Annotated in this window: 14 protein-coding genes; 4 read left to right on the forward strand and 10 right to left on the reverse strand. The window is 65.8% G+C overall.

Annotated elements, in window-relative coordinates:
- Positions 1-246: 246 nt before the first annotated feature.
- The 8 genes from LR961_RS18385 to pyrE all read right to left on the reverse strand — a co-directional run bounded on the left by LR961_RS18385 (position 247) and on the right by pyrE (position 10,039).
- Positions 247-954, reverse strand: coding sequence for a response regulator transcription factor (locus LR961_RS18385; protein ID WP_232151421.1), 708 nt, complete (start codon positions 952-954; stop codon positions 247-249).
- Complete coding sequence (locus LR961_RS18390) at positions 947-3,607, reverse strand: sensor histidine kinase KdpD (protein ID WP_232151422.1); 2,661 nt, start codon at positions 3,605-3,607, stop codon at positions 947-949. The genes LR961_RS18385 and LR961_RS18390 overlap by 8 nt, the downstream gene beginning before the upstream one ends.
- 36 nt (positions 3,608-3,643) lie before the next feature.
- Complete coding sequence (gene kdpC, locus LR961_RS18395; RefSeq protein WP_232151423.1) at positions 3,644-4,255, reverse strand: potassium-transporting ATPase subunit KdpC; 612 nt, start codon at positions 4,253-4,255, stop codon at positions 3,644-3,646.
- The gene (gene kdpB / locus LR961_RS18400) at positions 4,252-6,300 is read right to left on the reverse strand and encodes a potassium-transporting ATPase subunit KdpB (RefSeq protein WP_232151424.1); all 2,049 of its coding nucleotides are present in this window, start codon (positions 6,298-6,300) and stop codon (positions 4,252-4,254) included. Before kdpB ends, kdpC begins: the two co-directional genes overlap by 4 nt.
- Positions 6,301-6,308: 8 nt before the next feature.
- Positions 6,309-8,030 carry a potassium-transporting ATPase subunit KdpA gene (gene kdpA, locus LR961_RS18405; RefSeq protein ID WP_232151425.1) on the reverse strand — a complete coding sequence of 574 codons (1,722 nt, stop codon included), beginning with the start codon at positions 8,028-8,030 and terminating at the stop codon, positions 6,309-6,311.
- 10 nt (positions 8,031-8,040) lie between these two features.
- Positions 8,041-8,133: a potassium-transporting ATPase subunit F gene (locus tag LR961_RS18410; RefSeq protein WP_054660392.1), complete on the reverse strand. Its 93-nt coding sequence runs from the start codon at positions 8,131-8,133 to the stop codon at positions 8,041-8,043.
- A 532-nt stretch (positions 8,134-8,665) separates the two neighbouring features.
- A complete protein-coding gene (locus LR961_RS18415; RefSeq protein WP_232151443.1) occupies positions 8,666-9,313 on the reverse strand; it encodes a hypothetical protein in 648 nt (215 codons plus the stop codon).
- 66 nt (positions 9,314-9,379) lie between these two features.
- Positions 9,380-10,039 (reverse strand): orotate phosphoribosyltransferase, encoded by a 660-nt coding sequence (gene pyrE, locus LR961_RS18420; protein ID WP_232151426.1) that lies wholly within the window; start codon positions 10,037-10,039, stop codon positions 9,380-9,382.
- Between the two features lie 106 nt (positions 10,040-10,145).
- Here pyrE and LR961_RS18425 point away from each other — a divergent pair, with 106 nt between their 5' ends.
- The 3 genes from LR961_RS18425 (at position 10,146) to LR961_RS18435 (ending at position 12,625) form a co-directional block, all read left to right on the forward strand.
- On the forward strand, positions 10,146-10,946 hold the full coding sequence (locus LR961_RS18425) for an exodeoxyribonuclease III (protein WP_232151427.1): 801 nt from the start codon (positions 10,146-10,148) through the stop codon (positions 10,944-10,946).
- A complete protein-coding gene (locus LR961_RS18430) occupies positions 10,943-12,310 on the forward strand; it encodes an MFS transporter (protein WP_232151428.1) in 1,368 nt (455 codons plus the stop codon). Before LR961_RS18425 ends, LR961_RS18430 begins: the two co-directional genes overlap by 4 nt.
- A gap of 87 nt (positions 12,311-12,397) precedes the next feature.
- Positions 12,398-12,625 (forward strand): hypothetical protein, encoded by a 228-nt coding sequence (locus LR961_RS18435; RefSeq protein WP_232151429.1) that lies wholly within the window; start codon positions 12,398-12,400, stop codon positions 12,623-12,625.
- Between the two features lie 145 nt (positions 12,626-12,770).
- On the opposite strand, the gene LR961_RS18440 is transcribed toward LR961_RS18435, so the two are convergent.
- Together LR961_RS18440 and LR961_RS18445 are read right to left on the reverse strand one after the other, a co-directional pair.
- Complete coding sequence (locus LR961_RS18440; protein ID WP_232151430.1) at positions 12,771-13,895, reverse strand: anhydro-N-acetylmuramic acid kinase; 1,125 nt, start codon at positions 13,893-13,895, stop codon at positions 12,771-12,773.
- 74 nt (positions 13,896-13,969) lie between these two features.
- Positions 13,970-15,436 carry a peptidoglycan DD-metalloendopeptidase family protein gene (locus LR961_RS18445; RefSeq protein WP_232151431.1) on the reverse strand — a complete coding sequence of 489 codons (1,467 nt, stop codon included), beginning with the start codon at positions 15,434-15,436 and terminating at the stop codon, positions 13,970-13,972.
- 167 nt (positions 15,437-15,603) lie between these two features.
- Here LR961_RS18445 and tyrS point away from each other — a divergent pair, with 167 nt between their 5' ends.
- Positions 15,604-16,815 (forward strand): tyrosine--tRNA ligase, encoded by a 1,212-nt coding sequence (gene tyrS / locus LR961_RS18450; RefSeq protein ID WP_232151432.1) that lies wholly within the window; start codon positions 15,604-15,606, stop codon positions 16,813-16,815.
- Positions 16,816-17,157 lie beyond the last annotated feature (342 nt).

Genomic DNA, 17,157 nt, shown 5'->3' on the forward strand with positions numbered 1-17,157 from the left:
AACCCCTCCCCAGCCCTCCCCTTGGCTATGCCAAAGGGAGGGGGTAAGAGCGGCTTTCGCAGCAATCTGGCAGCCCATTCAGAGCTGCTCCCTCCCTTTGGCGTAGCCAAGGGGAGGGCTGGGGAGGGGTAGTTCCTGCAGTTGCTTCCACAGTAGCCGCCACAACAGTGCAGCAACGTCATGCAACGCACTTCCTCCGCAAAGATCACCCCGTGTGCGGTTGGCCCTGCCACGCACGGCACAGCCTCACATCGCGCGAAAGCGCAGGCCCACGCCCGGCTCGGTGAACAGATAGCGTGACTCCAATGCGGAGTCGCCCAGCTTGTGGCGCAGGCGTCCCACCAGGATGCGCAGGTAATGCGTGTCGTGCTTGTGCGTCGGGCCCCAGATTTCCTGCAGGATCTGCGGCTGCGTCACCACCCGCCCGGCATTGCGCAACAGCAGGGCCAGCAGCGCGTATTCCTTGCGGGTCAATGCCACCGCTTCGCCATCCACGCTTACTTCGCGGCGGGCCAGGTCGATGTGCAGGTGGCCATCATCGAATACCGGTACCTGGCCTTCGCTGTCGGTGCTGCGGCTGCGCAGCAGCGCCCGCACGCGCGCCATCAGTTCCTGCGTGCCGAATGGCTTGGTGACGTAATCGTTGGCACCATTGTCGAGCGCGCGTACCTTTTCCGATTCGCTGGCGCGCACGCTGAGCATGATCACCGGCACCTGGCTCCATTGGCGCAGTTCGGCCAGCACGTCATGGCCTTCCATGTCCGGCAGGCCGATATCCAGCACCACCAGGTCGGCGCCGTCTTCAGTGAGCCGTTGCAGGCCTTCGCCGCCGGTGGCGGCCTGGCTGACCGCATAACCTTGCGCGCGCAGCGAGATATCCAGGAAGCGGCGGATCTGTACTTCATCGTCGATCACCAGCACCCGTGCCGGTGGAATGGCGGGCATGTCAGCCATCGTCGTGCATGTTTTCCGGTTGTGGTTGGAGCATGGGCAGCGTCATGCGCACCAGCGTACCGCGTCCGTCGCGGCCTGACAGCGCCTGCACGCTGCCGCCGTGCGCGCCGATCATTCCCTGGCAGATGGTCAGGCCCAGGCCGGTGCCCTGGCGGCCGCGATCACCACGTTCAACGCTGTAGAACATGTCGAAAATGCGTGCGCGCTCGGCATCGGGAATGCCCGGGCCTTCGTCGATCACTTCGATGCACAACTCGCCATCGCGTTGCCGTGCCCGCACTTCGACAGGCACAGCCGGTGGTGAGAACTTGGCGGCGTTTTCCATCACGTTGAACACCGCCTGTTCCACCAGCGCTGGATGTACCCAGATCGGCACCAGGTCCGGCGGGATGTCCAGCTTCAGTTGTACGCCCGGCTGATAGCGTTGCAGTCGCCGTGCGGCCGAGCCGATCAGTTCGTCCACGCCGATCCAGTCACGGCTGAGCTTGAGCCCATCGTGGCCGAGCCGGGTCATGTCCAGCAGGTTCTGGATGTAGCGGTCCAGCCGTTCGCCTTCGACCACGATGGTGTCCAGCAGCGCACGGCGGTCTGTGGCGTCCATCGCCTGGCCGTAACTGGACAGGCTGTCGGCAGAGCCGATCATCGCCGCCAGCGGCGAGCGCAGGTCATGCGACACCGAGGACAGCAGCGCCGAGCGCAGGCGTTCGGTTTCGTTGTGCAGATGTGCGGTTTCCAGGTCGGCAACCAGGCGCGTGCGCAGTGCCGCCTGGGCGATGTCGTCGGCCATGGCTTCGGCCAGCTGACGCTGCTCTGGCAGCAGGCGCGGATGCTGGCGACCGAACTGCATGCCGGCTACGCCAACGCCACGGCCTTCGCCATCAAGCAGCGGCAGGAACCACCAGCCGGCGCCGGCCAGCGTATCGGTGAAGCGCCCGGCCGGCTGGCCGTGGCGCAACGCCCAGTCGGCCGCGGCCAGATCGGTGTCGCCCGGAGCGGCGCTGCCGCTGGTGCTGGTGTCGTGCGCGATGCGGACCCAGGCCGGGACATCCAGCGCCTGCTCCAGTGCCGCGCGGCCGGCATGCGCGACCTGCATGTTGTCCACAGCGGCGGACAGTTGCCGTGCCAGCGACTGGCGCAGATTGGCGTGGCGGTTGGCCGCGCGCAGCGCCACCACCTGCATGCGCAGCCGCGAGGCCAGGCGGCCGGCGACCAGCGCAGCGGCCAGGAACAGGAACACCGTGATCACGCCCTGGCGCGCGCTGATGGCGAAGGTGAAGCGCGGGGCGATGAAGAAGAAGTTGTAGGCCAGGAAGCACAGCGTTGCCGCCAGCACCGCCGCGCTCATGCGTGTGCGCGCGGCGACCAGCACCACCGCTACGATGAACACCATCGCCAGGTCGCTCAGCCCCAGCCAGCGCTCGCCCAGCCACGCCGCCACACAGGCGCCGGCGGTGGCCAGTACCGCGGTGCCGGCATCCTTGCCCCAGCTGTCAGGCGACAGCGCCAGGCCGAAGCGACGTGAGCGGGCACGCGCCTGCGGCGTGCTGATGATGGTGATTTCGTAGTGCGCGCCGCGCTGGATCAGTTGCTGGGTCAGCGTCTGGTTGAACATCCGCGCCAGCGGGCGTTCGCGGGTACGGCCCAGTACCAGGGTGGACACCGCGTTGTGTGCGGCATAGTCCAGCAGCACGTCGGCCACGCCGGGGCCGTGCAGCAGTTCGGCTTCGCCGCCGAGGCGGCGCGCCAGGGCGAAGGCCGCATCGATCTCGCGGCGCGTGGCCTCGTCCTGACGACGTGATTGCACCGTCACCACCGTCCACGGTGCGTCGCGTCGCTCGGCGATGCGGCGTGCCACCCGCACCAGATATTCGCTCTGGCCGCTGCCATCGATGGCCACCAGCACGCGCCGGCGCAGTGGCAGGTTGCCTTCGCCACGCGCGGCGCGGGTTTCGCGCAGGCTGCTGTCGACGCGGTCGGCCGCTTCCTGCATGGCCAACTCGCGCAATGCGGTGAGGTTGGCCGGTGAGAAGAACGCCTGCAGGGCATGCGCGGCCTGTTCGGGCACGTACACCTTGCCCTGTTGCAGGCGCTCGATCAGTTCGCGCGGCGGCAGGTCCACCAGCACGATGTCGTGCAGGCGGTCGAACACCACGTCCGGCACGGTTTCGCTCACGCGCACGCCGGTGATGCGCATCACCACGTCGTTGAGGCTTTCCAGGTGCTGGATGTTGATGGTGGTCCAGACGTCGATGCCGGCATCGAGCAGTTCCATCACGTCCTGCCAGCGCCGCTCGTGGCGGCTGCCAGGAGCGTTGCGATGGGCCAGTTCGTCGACCAGCACCAACGCCGGATGCCGTGCAAGCACGGCATCCAGGTCCATTTCCTTCAGCTGGTGGCCACGGTAATCGACGTCGCGCAGGGCAATGGTGGGCAACCCTTCCAGCAAGGCCGCGGTATCGCTGCGGCCGTGGGTTTCAACCAGGCCCACCGCCACGTCCACACCACGCCGCAGCTGTTCCTGGGCGCGGGTGAGCATGGCGAAGGTCTTGCCGACGCCGGGTGCGGCGCCGAGGAAAACGGTCAGTTTTCCACCGGCGTCGCGTTGCAGGCCTTCGACCAGGGCATCGGCCTGGCGGCTACGGGTGTCGTTCATGCCGCCGATTGTGTACTGGCGCCGGCCCGGCGTGCATCACGGTGCATGGGCGAGTGCGTCCAGGGCACGGTTGAGCGCGATGACGTTGATGCGCGGTTGGCCGAGCACGCCCCATTGGCGGCCCTGCAGCTGGGCATCAACCAGTGCCTGCACGCGCTGCTGCGACCAGCCACGTGCAGCGGCCACGCGGGCCACCTGCACCTGCGCTGCGGCCGGTGACAGCTCCGGGTCCATGCCGCTGCCGGACTGGGTGACCAGTTCACCCGGCACCTTCGCCGGATCGATCTTTTCACGCGTGGCGGTGGCGGCAGTGGCTTCGGCCACGCGCTTGATCAGGTCCGGGTTGCTGCGCGCCATGTTGCTGCCGGCGGCGGCCATCGGGTCGTAGTTGGCTGCCGACGGACGCGCCTGGAAGTAGCCATCGCCGGCGAACGGTTGGGCGACCAGCAGCGAGGCACGTACCGTGCCGTCGGCATCACGGACCAGGCTGCCGTCGGCCTGCGCCGGGAACAGCGTGCCTGCCAGGCCGGTGGCGGCCAGTGCGTACACCAGGCCGGTGCCGAGCAGGCCGAACAGCGCCAGGCCGATGGCCGGGCGCCACACCGGATTGTGGGCGCGGCTTGTGGAGTGTGTGGATGAGCGGTTCATGCGCCGAATACCAGAGCGAGAAGGATGTCGATGGCCTTGATGGCCGCGAACGGCAGCAGCACGCCGCCCAGGCCGTACACCAGCATGTTCCGACGCAACAGCGCGGTAGCGGTGGCCGGACGGAAGCGCACGCCGCGCAACGCCAGCGGGATCAGGGCCGGAATGATCAATGCGTTGAAGATCAGCGCCGCCAGCACCGCGTTGCGCGGGCTCGACAGCTGCATCACGTCCAGCGCCGCCATCGAAGGCACGGCGGCCACGAACAACGCCGGCAGGATGGCGAAGTACTTGGACACGTCATTGGCCAGCGAGAAGGTGGTCAGCGCGCCGCGGGTGATCAGCTGCTGCTTGCCCACTTCCACCACCGCCAGCAGCTTGGCCGGGTCCGAATCCAGATCGACCATGTTGCCGGCTTCCTTGGCCGCCTGCGTACCGGAGTTCATCGCCAGGCCGATATCGGCCTGCGCCAGCGCCGGGGCGTCGTTGGTGCCGTCGCCGACCATCGCCACCAATCGGCCACCGGCCTGTTCGCTGCGGATACGGGCCAGCTTGTCCTCGGGTTTGGCCTGGGCGATGTAATCGTCCACGCCGGCTTCGGCGGCGATGGCGGCGGCGGTGAGCGGGTTGTCGCCGGTGATCATCACCGTGCGGATGCCCATCGCCCGCAACTGCGCGAACTTCTCGCGCATGCCGTGCTTGACCACGTCCGACAGCTCCACCACGCCGAGCACATGACGGCCTTCGCTGACCACCAGCGGCGTGGCACCGCCACGTGCAACCTGGTCCACGCGTGCCTGCAGTTCGTTCGGCACGGTGCCGCCGAGTGCCAGGACATGCGCGGTGATGGCATCGCCGGCGCCCTTGCGGATGCTGCGGCCGTTGTCCAGGTCCACGCCGGACATGCGGGTCTGCGCGGAGAATGCCAGGTAGTCGGCGCGATCCGGTTCGCCGGTGTTGCAACCCTGTTCGCGGGCCAGGCGCACGATCGACTTGCCTTCCGGGGTCGGGTCGGCCAGCGAGGATAGCAGCGAGGCGTCACGCAGCATTGCTGCGTCGATGCCGGCCAGCGGGTGGAACGCGGTGGCCTGGCGGTCGCCGTAGGTGATGGTGCCGGTCTTGTCCAGCAGCAGCACGTCCACGTCACCGGCCACTTCCACGGCCTTGCCGGACTTGGCCAGCACGTTGGCCGACAGTGCGCGGTTCATGCCGGCGATGCCGATGGCCGGCAGCAGGCCACCGATGGTGGTCGGGATCAGGCACACCAGCAGGGCGATCAGCAGCAGCGGGTCCAGGGTCACGCCGACGAAGCCTGCGATGGCCGGCAGCGTCGCCACCACCACCAGGAAGGTCAGCGACATCGCCGCCAGCAACAGCGTCAATGCGATCTCGTTGGGCGTCTTCTGCCGGTTGGCACCTTCCACCAGCGCGATCATGCGGTCCAGGAAGCTGTGGCCCGGTTCGGCGGTGATGCGCACGACGATCTCGTCGGACAGCACCTTGGTACCGCCGATCACGCCAGAGCGGTCGGTGCCGGCCTCGCGCAGCACCGGCGCCGATTCACCGGTGACGGCCGCTTCGTTGATGGTGGCCAGGCCACGTACGATCTCGCCATCGGCCGGCACCAGTTCACCGGCACTGACGATCACGTGGTCGCCCGGGTGCAGCTCGGCGGCGGGCACCTTGTCCTCGCTGGCACCGACCAGGGCGGTGGCCAGGCGACGCGCCACCAGATCCTGGCGGGCACGGCGCAGTGAAGCGGCCTGACCACGGCCACGGGCCTCGGCCACTGCCTCGGCGAAATTGCCGAACAGCACCGTCACCAGCAGGATCGCGGTGACGGTCAGGCCAAAGCCCATCGGCGCATTGCCGGTGAGGGTGAGCAGCAGCGCCAACAGGGTGCCGACCATGACGATGGCCATCACCGGGTTGTGCAGCAGGTGCAGCGGAGACAACTTGCGCACCGACTCGTACAGCGCACGGCGCAGGCCGGCGGCATCGAGCAGGGCGGGGCGCCGCGAGGCGCTGTGGGAGGCGGAGTGGTTCATGGGGGCGTTCATGGAGAGGTGGCTCCCTGCAGTGCCAGGCTCAGGTGATCGGCCACCGGGCCGAGCACCAATGCCGGCATGAACTGCAGCACGGTAAGGACGACGATCACGCAGATCAGGGTCAGTGCGAAGGTCGGGGTTTCGATCTGCAGGCTGCCGCTGCTCTGCGGTGCCTGGCGCTTGGCGGCCAACTGCGTGGCGATGACCAGCGGGATGATCAGGATCGGGAAGCGGCCCAGTGCCAGCACCAGCGAGCAGGTCACGTTCCACCAGATGGTGTTGTCGGCCAGCCCTTCAAAGCCCGAGCCGTTGTTGGCATAGGCCGAGACGTACTCGTAGAACACCTGGCTGATGCCATGGAAACCGGGGTTGGAGGTGCCAGCCAGGCCGGGAATGGCCAGGGTCAACGCGGTCAGTCCGAGCAGGGTGATCGGCTGCAGCAGGATCAGCACCGCCAACAGGCGCACCTGCGGGGTTTCCAGCTTGCGACCGAACAACTCCGGCGTGCGTCCGGTCATCAGGCCGGCCAGGAACACCGACATCATGATGTAGACGATGAACTGCTGCAGGCCACAGCCGATGCCGCCCCAGATGGCGCTGATCAGCATGTTGACCAGCGAGATCATGCCGGTCAGCGGGCTCAGCGAGTCATGCATGCCGTTGACCGAACCGTTCTGCACCTGGGTGGTGATGGTGGACCACAGTGCGGTGCCGTCCGAGCCCAGTCGGGTTTCCTTGCCTTCCATCAGCAGTGCGCTGGTGGAAGTGGCGCTGTGGCTTTCCGACCACAGGCTGCCGGCGGTGGAGAGCACCGACATGGTCAACATGCAGCCGAATACCAGCGCACCAAACTTACGCCGTCCGGTGAAGCTGCCGATCATGAAGATGATGGCCATCGGAATCAGCAGGATGCCGATCAGTTCCAGCGCATTGGACAGCGGCGTCGGGTTTTCCAGCGGCACGCTGCTGTTGGGGCCATACCAGCCACCGCCGTTGGCACCGAGCTGCTTGACCGCGACCATTGCGGCGACCGGGCCTAGCGGGATCTTCTGCGCTTCCATGCCGGCACTGGCATCGATCGGCGTGGCCTGCGGGCCTGCGGCCAGCGTTGACGGCACGCCTTGCCAAGTCAGCAGCAGCGCCCAGATCAGGCACAGCGGCAGCAGGAAGCGCAGGCACAGGCGCACCACGTCGGCGTAGTAGTTGCCGACGGTGACGCGCACCGGCGTGTTGCTGTCAGCGGTGGTGGCCGCCGGTGCCTTGGCGAACAGCGCACGCAGCGTGGCCACGGCCAGCGCCAGGCCCATCATCGGCGTGATCACCTGCAGGCCGGTGATGCCGGTCATCTGCGACAGGTAGGACAGCTGCGCCTGGCCGCTGTAATGCTGCTGGTTGGTGTTGGTCAGGAACGACACCATCGTATGCAGCGCGGTATCCCAACGCAGGTTGGGGATGTTGTCCGGGTTGAACGGCAGCCAAGCCTGGGTCATGAACACCGCCTGGGTGAGCACGGCCAGGACCAGGTTGCTGATCAGGAACGCGACCACGTAGCCGCGCCAGGACATGGAATGGTTCGGGTCCACGCCCAGCACGCGGTACAGCGGCTTTTCGATCCAATGGAACAGGATGTCGATACGCATCGGCGTACCACGCATCAAACGCGCCAGGTACAGACCCAGCGGCCAGGCCAGCGCGAGGCTGGTCAATATGAGAAGGACGGCTTCAGTCACGGCATCGGTCTCAGAATGATTCGGGTCGCAGGACCGCGTACAACAGATAGGCAGCGGCGATCAGCACCACTACTCCGCACAACAAAGCAAGCCAGCCGGGCATGGGAAACCTCGATGACAGGACGGGCAGCGGCTGGGCCGGGGCACGTCGATGGAAGGGCGGAGCGCGGCCGGCACACGCAGGTGCCAGATCGCTCCGATCAGGGCCGGCATCGTCCTCCCGCAGGCCGTAAACGTTCGAGGCCTGAACCCGGTCGGCGCATAAAAACCGCATAAAGAAATGGGCGGGATGCGTAGCAGGGTGACGGGCCGGGTCGTGAAGGCGCGGTGTATTCAGGGCACCTGGAGCAATCGCTCAACCGGCGCGTGGCGGAAGTGCTGATCGTGCGGTAGCGGACGAGGGGGAGGCTTTATCCAGTCTCATGGCGATCGCGAAACAGTCCCTTTCTCCCGCACGCGGAGGTGAAGGCATGCGGCTTACAAGCCACGGGCTCGTGCACGACTGAACGCCTCGCGCCCGGTGCGAGGCAGGGGCGTGGAGCGAGGGGCCCCGAAGGGGCGGATGAGGGCGAGGCTTTGAGCAACAAAAAAGCGGCCTGCAGGCCGCTTCATGGAACCAGCGATGTCGGCAAACCTCAGCCTTGCGTCGACGCTGGCGCAGCCGGGACATCGGCGGCCGGCACGATTCCCTTCAACACGCGGTAGCGCGTCAGGGTTTCTCCGATCTCCACTTCCAGGGTCTGGCGCTGTTGCTCGAAAGCCGCCTGCAGGCGCAACTGCGCGAGGAGCTCATTGTGGCGCTGGCGGATTTCCTGGGCATGTTTGTCGGGCACCTTCTGCCCGGCCAGTTCCTTGTTGCCGGCCGACAACAATTGCGTGGCCAAGGCCTCGCGCAGACTCGCCACGTTGTAGCGGGCGGTCTTGATGTTGTTGTCGACGATGGCGGTGCGCTCGGTGAACACGCGGCGCAACGCATCCTCGCTGCCGTAAGTGGACAGCATGGCCTGCTCGGTGCGCTTGCGCGTTTCCACTGCCGCCGCATCCACCTGTGCCTGGGCCGCGGCCAGCGCCGCGTCAGCGCGCTCCTCGGCGCTGAGCGCGCGCTGCACTTCCGCGCTGCGCAGACCGCTGCGCGCGTTGAATTCCTCGCGCGCGCTGTTCACCGCCTCGGCCGGCAGCGTGTCCGAGCAGATCCGCTCATTGCCCTGGTTCCAGCAATACAGCTTCTTGCCGGGATCGGGTTTGGTCTGCGCCAACGCTGGCCCTGCCAGCATCGCCAGCATCGCCAGCAGCATCAGCGCGGTTGCGCCGGTCTTTGAAGGATTAGGCAACATGGCAGCCCCCTGCTGTCAGCCTGTTGGATTGCTCCCGTAGCGGGCGCGATAGGCCAGCAACGGTTCCCGATAGCCGACAAGTTCCGGGTTCCCGGACGCGAAAGCAAGCAGGTCGGCCAGGTTGGCAACGGCGATAACCGGGATGCCGGTTTCAGCGGCCACAGCCTGCGCGGCCGAACGGGAGTCTTCCTCGGAGGCGATTTCCTGGCGATCCAGTGCCACCACGATGCCGGCCGGAATGCCGTTGGCGGCGCGGATGATGTTCAGCGCCTCGCGGATGGCGGTGCCGGCGGTGATCACGTCATCGACGATCAGGATGCGCTTGCCGGCCATGTCGGCGCCGATCAGGGTGCCGCCCTCGCCGTGGTCCTTGGCTTCCTTGCGGTTGAAGGTCAGCGGCAGGTCGCGGCCACGGTGTGAGAATTCGCAGGCGATGGCGGTGGCCAGCGGGATGCCCTTGTAGGCCGGTCCGAACAGCTGGTCGAAGGCGATTCCGGCCGTTTCGATGGCGTCGGCATAGCAGTTGCCCAGCTGGGACAGCGCCAGCCCGGTGTCGAAGCGGCCAGCATTGAAGAAGTACGGGCTCACGCGGCCGGACTTGAGGGTGAACTGGCCAAAGCGCAGCGCGTCGGCGTTCAGCGCCAGCTGCAGGAAGCGGGAACGGTGATCACTCATGAAAATACGGTTTCTTGTCGTTTATTGAAGGCGCCTAGGGTAAAGCATGGCTTCGGGGAATGCTGGGGGTATCCTGTGGCGATCACTGGCCTGTCAGCGGTTCTCCATGCGTATTACCAGCTTCAACGCCAACGGCATCCGTTCGGCCACCACCAAGGGCTTCAGCGAGTGGTTCCTGGGCCAGCAGGCCGACGTGCTCTGCATTCAGGAGACCAAGGCCCAGGAGTCGCAGCTCACCGACGCGCTGTTCCGTCCGGATGGCCATCACTGTTTCTACCGCGACGCCATCACCAAGAAGGGCTACAGCGGCGTGGCGATCTGGAGCCGGCGCGAACCCGACGAGGTGCGTACCGGGCTGGGTTGGGCGCCGTTTGACGACGAAGGCCGCTATATCGAGGCCCGTTTCGGCAATCTGAGCGTGGTTTCCTTTTACATTCCGTCCGGTTCCTCGGGCGAATTGCGCCAGGGCTTCAAGTTCGAGGTCATGCAGTGGCTGCGCCCGCTGCTGGACGAATGGCTCGCCAGCGGCCGCGACTACGTGCTGTGCGGGGACTGGAACATCGTCCGCAGCGCGCTGGACATCAAGAACTGGAAATCCAACCAGAAGAATTCCGGCTGCCTGCCGGAAGAGCGCGACTGGCTGAATGGGCTGTGCGCCGATCTCCCCGACCAATGCGACCCGGCTACCGGGCGCGGCTGGGTGGATGCCTACCGTGCGTTGAACCCGGAAGGCCAGGACTACACGTGGTGGAGCAACCGTGGTGCCGCCCGCGCCAACAATGTCGGTTGGCGCATCGACTACCAGTTCGTCACCCCGGGCCTGCGTGACCGCCTGCGCGGCTGCTCGATCTACACCGGCCAGCGTTTCTCCGACCACGCACCGTTCACCGTGGACTACGACCTGTGAGTGTGGCTGCCAAGCCGCGCCGGCCCTGGCAACAGGTGCTGGCCAACCTGCGTCAACGCAAGGTGCTGGCCATGCTGTTGCTGGGCTTCAGCTCCGGCCTGCCGCTGTACCTGGTTGGCAACACGCTTGGCTTCTGGATGCGCAAGGAAGGCATCGACCTGGAAACCATCGGGTTTCTGTCCTGGGTGGGCCTGGCCTATTCACTGAAGTTCCTGTGGGCACCCATCGTCGACAAGACCGACGTGCCTTTGCTGGGCCGGTTGGGGCGCCGCCGCGGCTGGATGTTGCTGTCGCAGATAGTGGTGGCGGCAGGGCTGGTCGGTATGGCGTTGGTCCAGCCCAAGGGTGGGCAGGTCCTGTTCCTGGGCATCGCCTGGGAGCATCTGGTGGTGTTCGGGGTAATGGCGGTGGTAGTGGCCTTCGCTTCTGCGACGCAGGACATCGTCATCGATGCTTGGCGCATTGAAGCCGCCGACAACAGCGAGCAGCTCGGTCTGCTTACGTCGTCTTCGGCATTGGGTTACCGCAGCGCATTGCTGGTGACCGATGCACTGATCCTGCTGGTTGCCGCGCGCGTGGGCTGGCAGGTGTCCTATGAAGTCATGGCGGTGCTGATGTCACTGGGCGTCGTGGCCGTTGCGATGGCCCACGAGCCGGTGCGGGCAACGGTGGTCGCCAACACGCAAGCTGCCCCGCTATGGACGCCGCGTGGTTTGTTCGACGCGGTGGTCGGCCCGTTCATTGCTTTCGTGCGGGAACACCGCAGCGGCGCCATCCTGATCCTGCTGGCGATCAGCATCTATCGCCTTGCTGATTTCGTGATGGGGCCGATGGCCAACCCGTTTTACGTGGATCTGGGGCTGTCCGAAGACACCGTTGGCGCGGTGCGCGGCTCGGTGGGGCTGGTGGCCACGTTCTTCGGTATTGCTGCGGCGGGTGTGGTTGCGTTGCGCTGGGGCATGTTGTCGGCGCTGATGGCTGGAGCGGTGCTGGGGCCGTGCTCCAACCTGGCGTTTGCCTGGCTGGCCTATGTCGGCCCGGATTCAACCAGCTTCGCCATCGCCATGGCCGTGGACAACTTCGCCAACGGCTTTGCAGGTACTGCGTTGATCGCCTACATGTCCAGCCTAACCAGCATTGGCTACACGGCGACGCAATACGCGCTGCTGAGCTCGTTCTATGCCATGCCCGGCAAGGCGCTTAAGGGCCTTTCGGGTTGGTCGGTGCAGACACTGGCCCAAGGGCGGACGTTGCTTGAAGGCTATGCGCTGTTCTTTATAGGCACTGCACTGATTGCCATTCCGGTGGTAATCCTTTGTGCCTTGCTGATCCTGCAACAGCGTCGGCGGGCTGCCGCCGTCTGATCGTCGGCTTGCCTGCACCCCGTTGCTGCGGGATGATCGCCCCCGACGCGCCGAGGGGGCGGTGCCTTGCGAACGGAGATTGTGAGCATGGCCGACGTGATCTTGCGGGATATCAGCCCGCTTCTGCTTGAACGCATCCGCCGCCTTTCGGTGGCGCGCGGTTGGACCCAGGAGCAGACCTGCATGGTGCTGCTCGAACAGGGCTTGTTCGCAGGCGAGCACGAAGTGCGCAACGGCTTTGAGAACCGTGAAGTGGATGCACTGTCCGAAGCCATCCAGGCGCTGCGCGCGCTACCGGCCGGCGACAGCCCGTAATCGACGTAGCTGGCTGTCCCTTCTCCCTAAAAGGGGGGAAGGTGCCCCGAAGGGGCGGATGAGGGCGTCTTGGCTTTTTGCCCTGAGCCGCACAGCCCACAGGCAGGCATGAGCGCACACAACCTCGGCGCCCCGAACCAACCCCTCAAGCCAGGTGAATCGCCCCAAGAATGCGTGGGCCACGCGCGCCGCTGACGCTGGGCAGGTTGCCCGGCCGTCCGGCCAGCGTTTCATGTGCCAGCCAGGCAAACCCCATCGCTTCCATGTAATCCGGGTCCAACCCGTACTCGGCGCTTGAACCGATCACCACGTCCGGCAGCCGTGCCTGCAGACGCCGCAACAGGTGCGGGTTGCGCACGCCGCCACCGCAGACCAGCACGCGGCGCACACCGGGCAGATGGGCGAGCAGGGCATCGGCAACTGTCGCTGCGCTCAACTCCAGCAAGGTGGCCTGCACATCGGCCGGCGCCATCGCATCGGCACCGAACTGGGTTTCCACCCATTCCAGATGGAACTGCTCACGTCCGGTGCTTTTGGGCGGCGGCAGCGCGAACCACGGGTCGGACAGCAGACGGGCCAGCAGCGCGGCATTGATCTGCCCGCTGGCAGCAAATGCGCCGTCAGCATCAAACGCATGCCCCAGCTGACGCTGGCACCAGCCGTCCAGCAGCGCATTGGCCGGCCCGGTATCAAAACCGCGCAGGCTGCCGTCGCGGCCGATCAAACTTAGGTTGGCAATGCCACCGAGATTCAGCACCGCACGGTCTTCGCCCGTGTTGCCGAGCATCGCCATGTGGAAGGCAGGCATCAGCGGTGCGCCATGGCCCCCTGCAGCCACGTCACGGCGGCGGAAGTCGGCGACCGTGGTGATCCCGGTGTCCTCGGCAATGCGGTTGGCATCGCCGATCTGCCAGGTAAAGGCGGGCTCGGCCAGCGGCCGGTGGCGGATGGTCTGCCCATGCGAGCCGATGGCCCGCACCTGCGCACGCGGTACCCCGGCTTCATCCAGCAGACGGTTCGCAGCATCGGCGAAGGCGATGCCGACCTGCGCATCCAATTGGCCCAGTGCATCCAGCGAAGCCGGCTCGCGGCCCTGGCCAAGCGCGATCAGTGCCTGGCGGGTCGTCGCATCCCATTCGTAGGTGTGCCCATGGACGAAGCGGCAACCACCTGCCTCTGGAAACTGCACCAGCGCCGCATCGATGCCATCGGCGCTGGTGCCGGACATCAGGCCAAGGAACAACGGCAGCTGCGGATCAAAGGACGTCATGGCGGGCCTGGAAGGACAACGGGCAGGGAAGCTTCATGCTCCCTGCCCGTGGCGTCAACGCATTGGAACGTTGCTCAGCCGCGCTTGCCGGTCGGTGCCGGTGGCGGTGTGACGCTGGCGGTGCGCTTGTCGTCTTCCGGCTTGCTGTCGCGCGCGTCGGCGTAGATCAGCTCTTCCACGCCCTGGATGCGTGCCAGCGCCGGTGAAGTCTGCGCACGGAAGGCTGCCAGTTCGGCGCCACGCAGCGGCTCCGGCGGCGGCATCGTCACCGACAGCGGATTGCGATGCTGGCCGTTGACGCGGAATTCGTAGTGCAGGTGCGGGCCGGTGGCCAGGCCGGTGGAACCGACATAGCCAATGATGTTGCCCTGGGTTACGCGCTGGCCGGTGCGGTAGCTGCCAAAGCGCGACATGTGGCCGTACAGCGTGGTGTGACCGCGGCCATGATCGAGGATCACCACGTTGCCGTAACCGCGCTGCACGCCGGCGAACTGCACGCGTGCATCGCCGGCGGCCATGATCGGGGTGCCGGTACGCGCGGCGTAGTCCACGCCCTTGTGCATGCGCATCGTGCCCAGCACCGGATGGCGACGCGAACCGAAGTTGGAGCTCAGACGGGCGAACTGGATCGGCGATCGGATGAAGCTCTTCTTCAGTGGCCGGCCGTTGATGTCGAAGTACTCGAACTTGCCGTTGCGCTCGAAACGGAAGCCGGTATGCGTCTTGCCGCCGGTGGTGAACGTCGCGGCCAGGATCTTGCTGGTGTCGATGCGCTCACCTTCGCGCCAGGTTTCATCCATCACCACGCTGAAGCGGTCACCTGGTTGCAGGTCCTTGGAGAAGTCGATGTCGTACTTGAAGATCTCATCGGTCATCGTCGCGATGGCCGAGGGCGACAACCCCGCTTTGCGTGCGGAGGCGTAGAGCGAACTGGTGATCTCACCGCTGGCCACCACGGAACGGGTGCTGGTGGCGCGCTCAAGCACCTTTTCGTGGATGCGGTCATCCTTCAGCGACAGCTCGATCCGGTTGCTGGCATCACGATCGAAACGGATGGTGCGCAACGCGCCGTTCACCGGCAGGTCGAAGGCGATTTCAGCGCCGGGGCGCAGCTTGGTCAGTGCCTCGCGGGTGCCGGGATGTTCCAGCACGCGGTGCATCACCGTCGCCGGCACACCGGCTTCCTCGAACAGGTCGCTGAGCGTCTGCCCGCGCTTGACCCGCAGGATCTGCCAGCTGTCACCGGGCGTATCACCGCGGCGGGTCAGTGACAGCGGTGGCAGCGGCAATGCCAGCGTGGAGTGGGCCGATGGCAGCCCCGAATCCATCGAGTTGGAGAACCCCGGGACGATGGTCGCAACCAGCGCACCAATGGTCAGAAACAGGCTGGCGTGCATCCAATGCCGCCGCGTCCAGCGTTCGTTGAACGCAGCGGGGAGATGTTGCTTGAGCCTCCGATGCAGGGCGGTGTCGTGCAGGACGTTGAGTCGTTCCTGGAAGCGCTGCTTGTTGCGCGCATGGCCATGATCGGATTGTGGCATCGGTCGGTTCTCTGGCCGGCCCGGATCGCGGGCCCAAACGCGGGTAACATAGACACGTATCAATACCGCGTCAAACCATTGAGCCACATGGCTTTTCGAAGGGTTAACGTGGTTAACTCGTAATTAACACCATTCATGTTTTTGACGGCGAAGCCGGGAGTTTTAGCGTGTCCTCGATTGAAGAAGCCCTTGCCCTGATCGGTCGCGGTGCCGATGAGGTCCTCAAAGCAGATGAATTGCGCCTGCGTCTGGAAAGCGGCCGCCCCCTGCGGGTGAAAGCGGGCTTCGACCCCACCGCACCGGATCTGCACCTGGGCCACACGGTGCTGCTGAACAAGCTGCGTCAGTTCCAGGACCTTGGCCACCAGGTGATTTTCCTGATTGGCGACTTCACCGGCATGATCGGTGACCCGTCCGGCAAGAGCCTGACCCGCAAGCCGCTCAGCAAGGAAGACGTGCTGGCCAACGCCCGCACCTATGAAGAGCAGGTGTTCAAGGTACTGGACCGCGACAAGACCGAAGTCCGCTTCAACTCGGAGTGGTTCGGCAAGATGGGCGCGGCCGACATGATCCGCCTGGCCGGCCAGCACACCGTGGCCCGCATGCTCGAGCGCGACGATTTCGCCAAGCGTTACGCCGCCCAGCAGTCCATCGCCATCCACGAGTTCCTCTACCCGCTGGTGCAGGGCTACGACTCGGTGGCACTGGAAGCGGACGTCGAGCTCGGCGGCACCGACCAGAAGTTCAACCTGCTGATGGGCCGTGGCCTGCAGGAGCACTACGGCCAGAAGCCGCAGATCGTGCTGACCATGCCGCTGCTGGAAGGCCTGGACGGCGTCAACAAGATGTCCAAGTCGCTGGGCAACTACATCGGCATCAGCGAGCCGGCCATCGACATCGTCACCAAGACCATGAAGGTGGACGACACCTTGATGTGGCGCTGGATCGACCTGCTCAGCTTCGACATCTCCATTGCCGAAGCCAAGCAGCTGCGTGCCGACGTTGAAGCCGGCACGATCAATCCGCGCGAGATCAAGCTGCGTCTGGCGCGCGAACTGACCACCCGTTTCCATGATGCCGCCGCCGCCGAGCAGGCCATCGCCGGCTGGAATGCAGCCGTGACCGGGCAGGGCGACATCACCCAGCTGCCGCTGCAGGAAGTGGCCGTACCGGCCGAAGGCCTGCGTATCGGCGCCCTGTTGACCGCTGCCGGCCTGACCCCGAGCAATTCGGAAGCCTCGCGCAAGTTGAAGGAGCGTGCTGTCAAGGTGGACGGCGAAGTCGTCGAAGACGCACAGACCGTCCTGCTGCCGGGCTTCGAAGGTCTGCTTCAGGTGGGCAAGCGCAACTTTGCCCGCATCCTGCTGGTTGCCGGCTGAGTCAAAGCACCATGCATCAAAGCCCCTTTTCCGCCTTGCGGGGGAGGGGCTGGATGAAGGCCCGCGTACCTCCATATCTGAGAGGGGCGCGTCGACATATATATGAGCGGCACGGCGTCGGCCGAGGCCCGGATAGGTCGGCCGAAGAAAAGTAAGAAAAAGCCACCACACCCCCTTCACAAAGTTCCAAAAGAAGCACATACTTTCCCTCCCCCGACGCAGGGGTCTCGCAAGAGGCGCAGCGAAGGGAAAGTTTGAAGTCACTGCCTCGAAATGAGGTGTTGACGGAAACGAAAAGCCTGCTACAGTAGGCGGCTCGCTTCAACGAAAGGCCTTCGGGCC

Origin of the sequence: Stenotrophomonas sp. SY1 (genome assembly GCF_021202945.1) — a bacterium.
In the GTDB taxonomy this organism is placed as follows: Bacteria; Pseudomonadota; Gammaproteobacteria; order Xanthomonadales; family Xanthomonadaceae; genus Stenotrophomonas.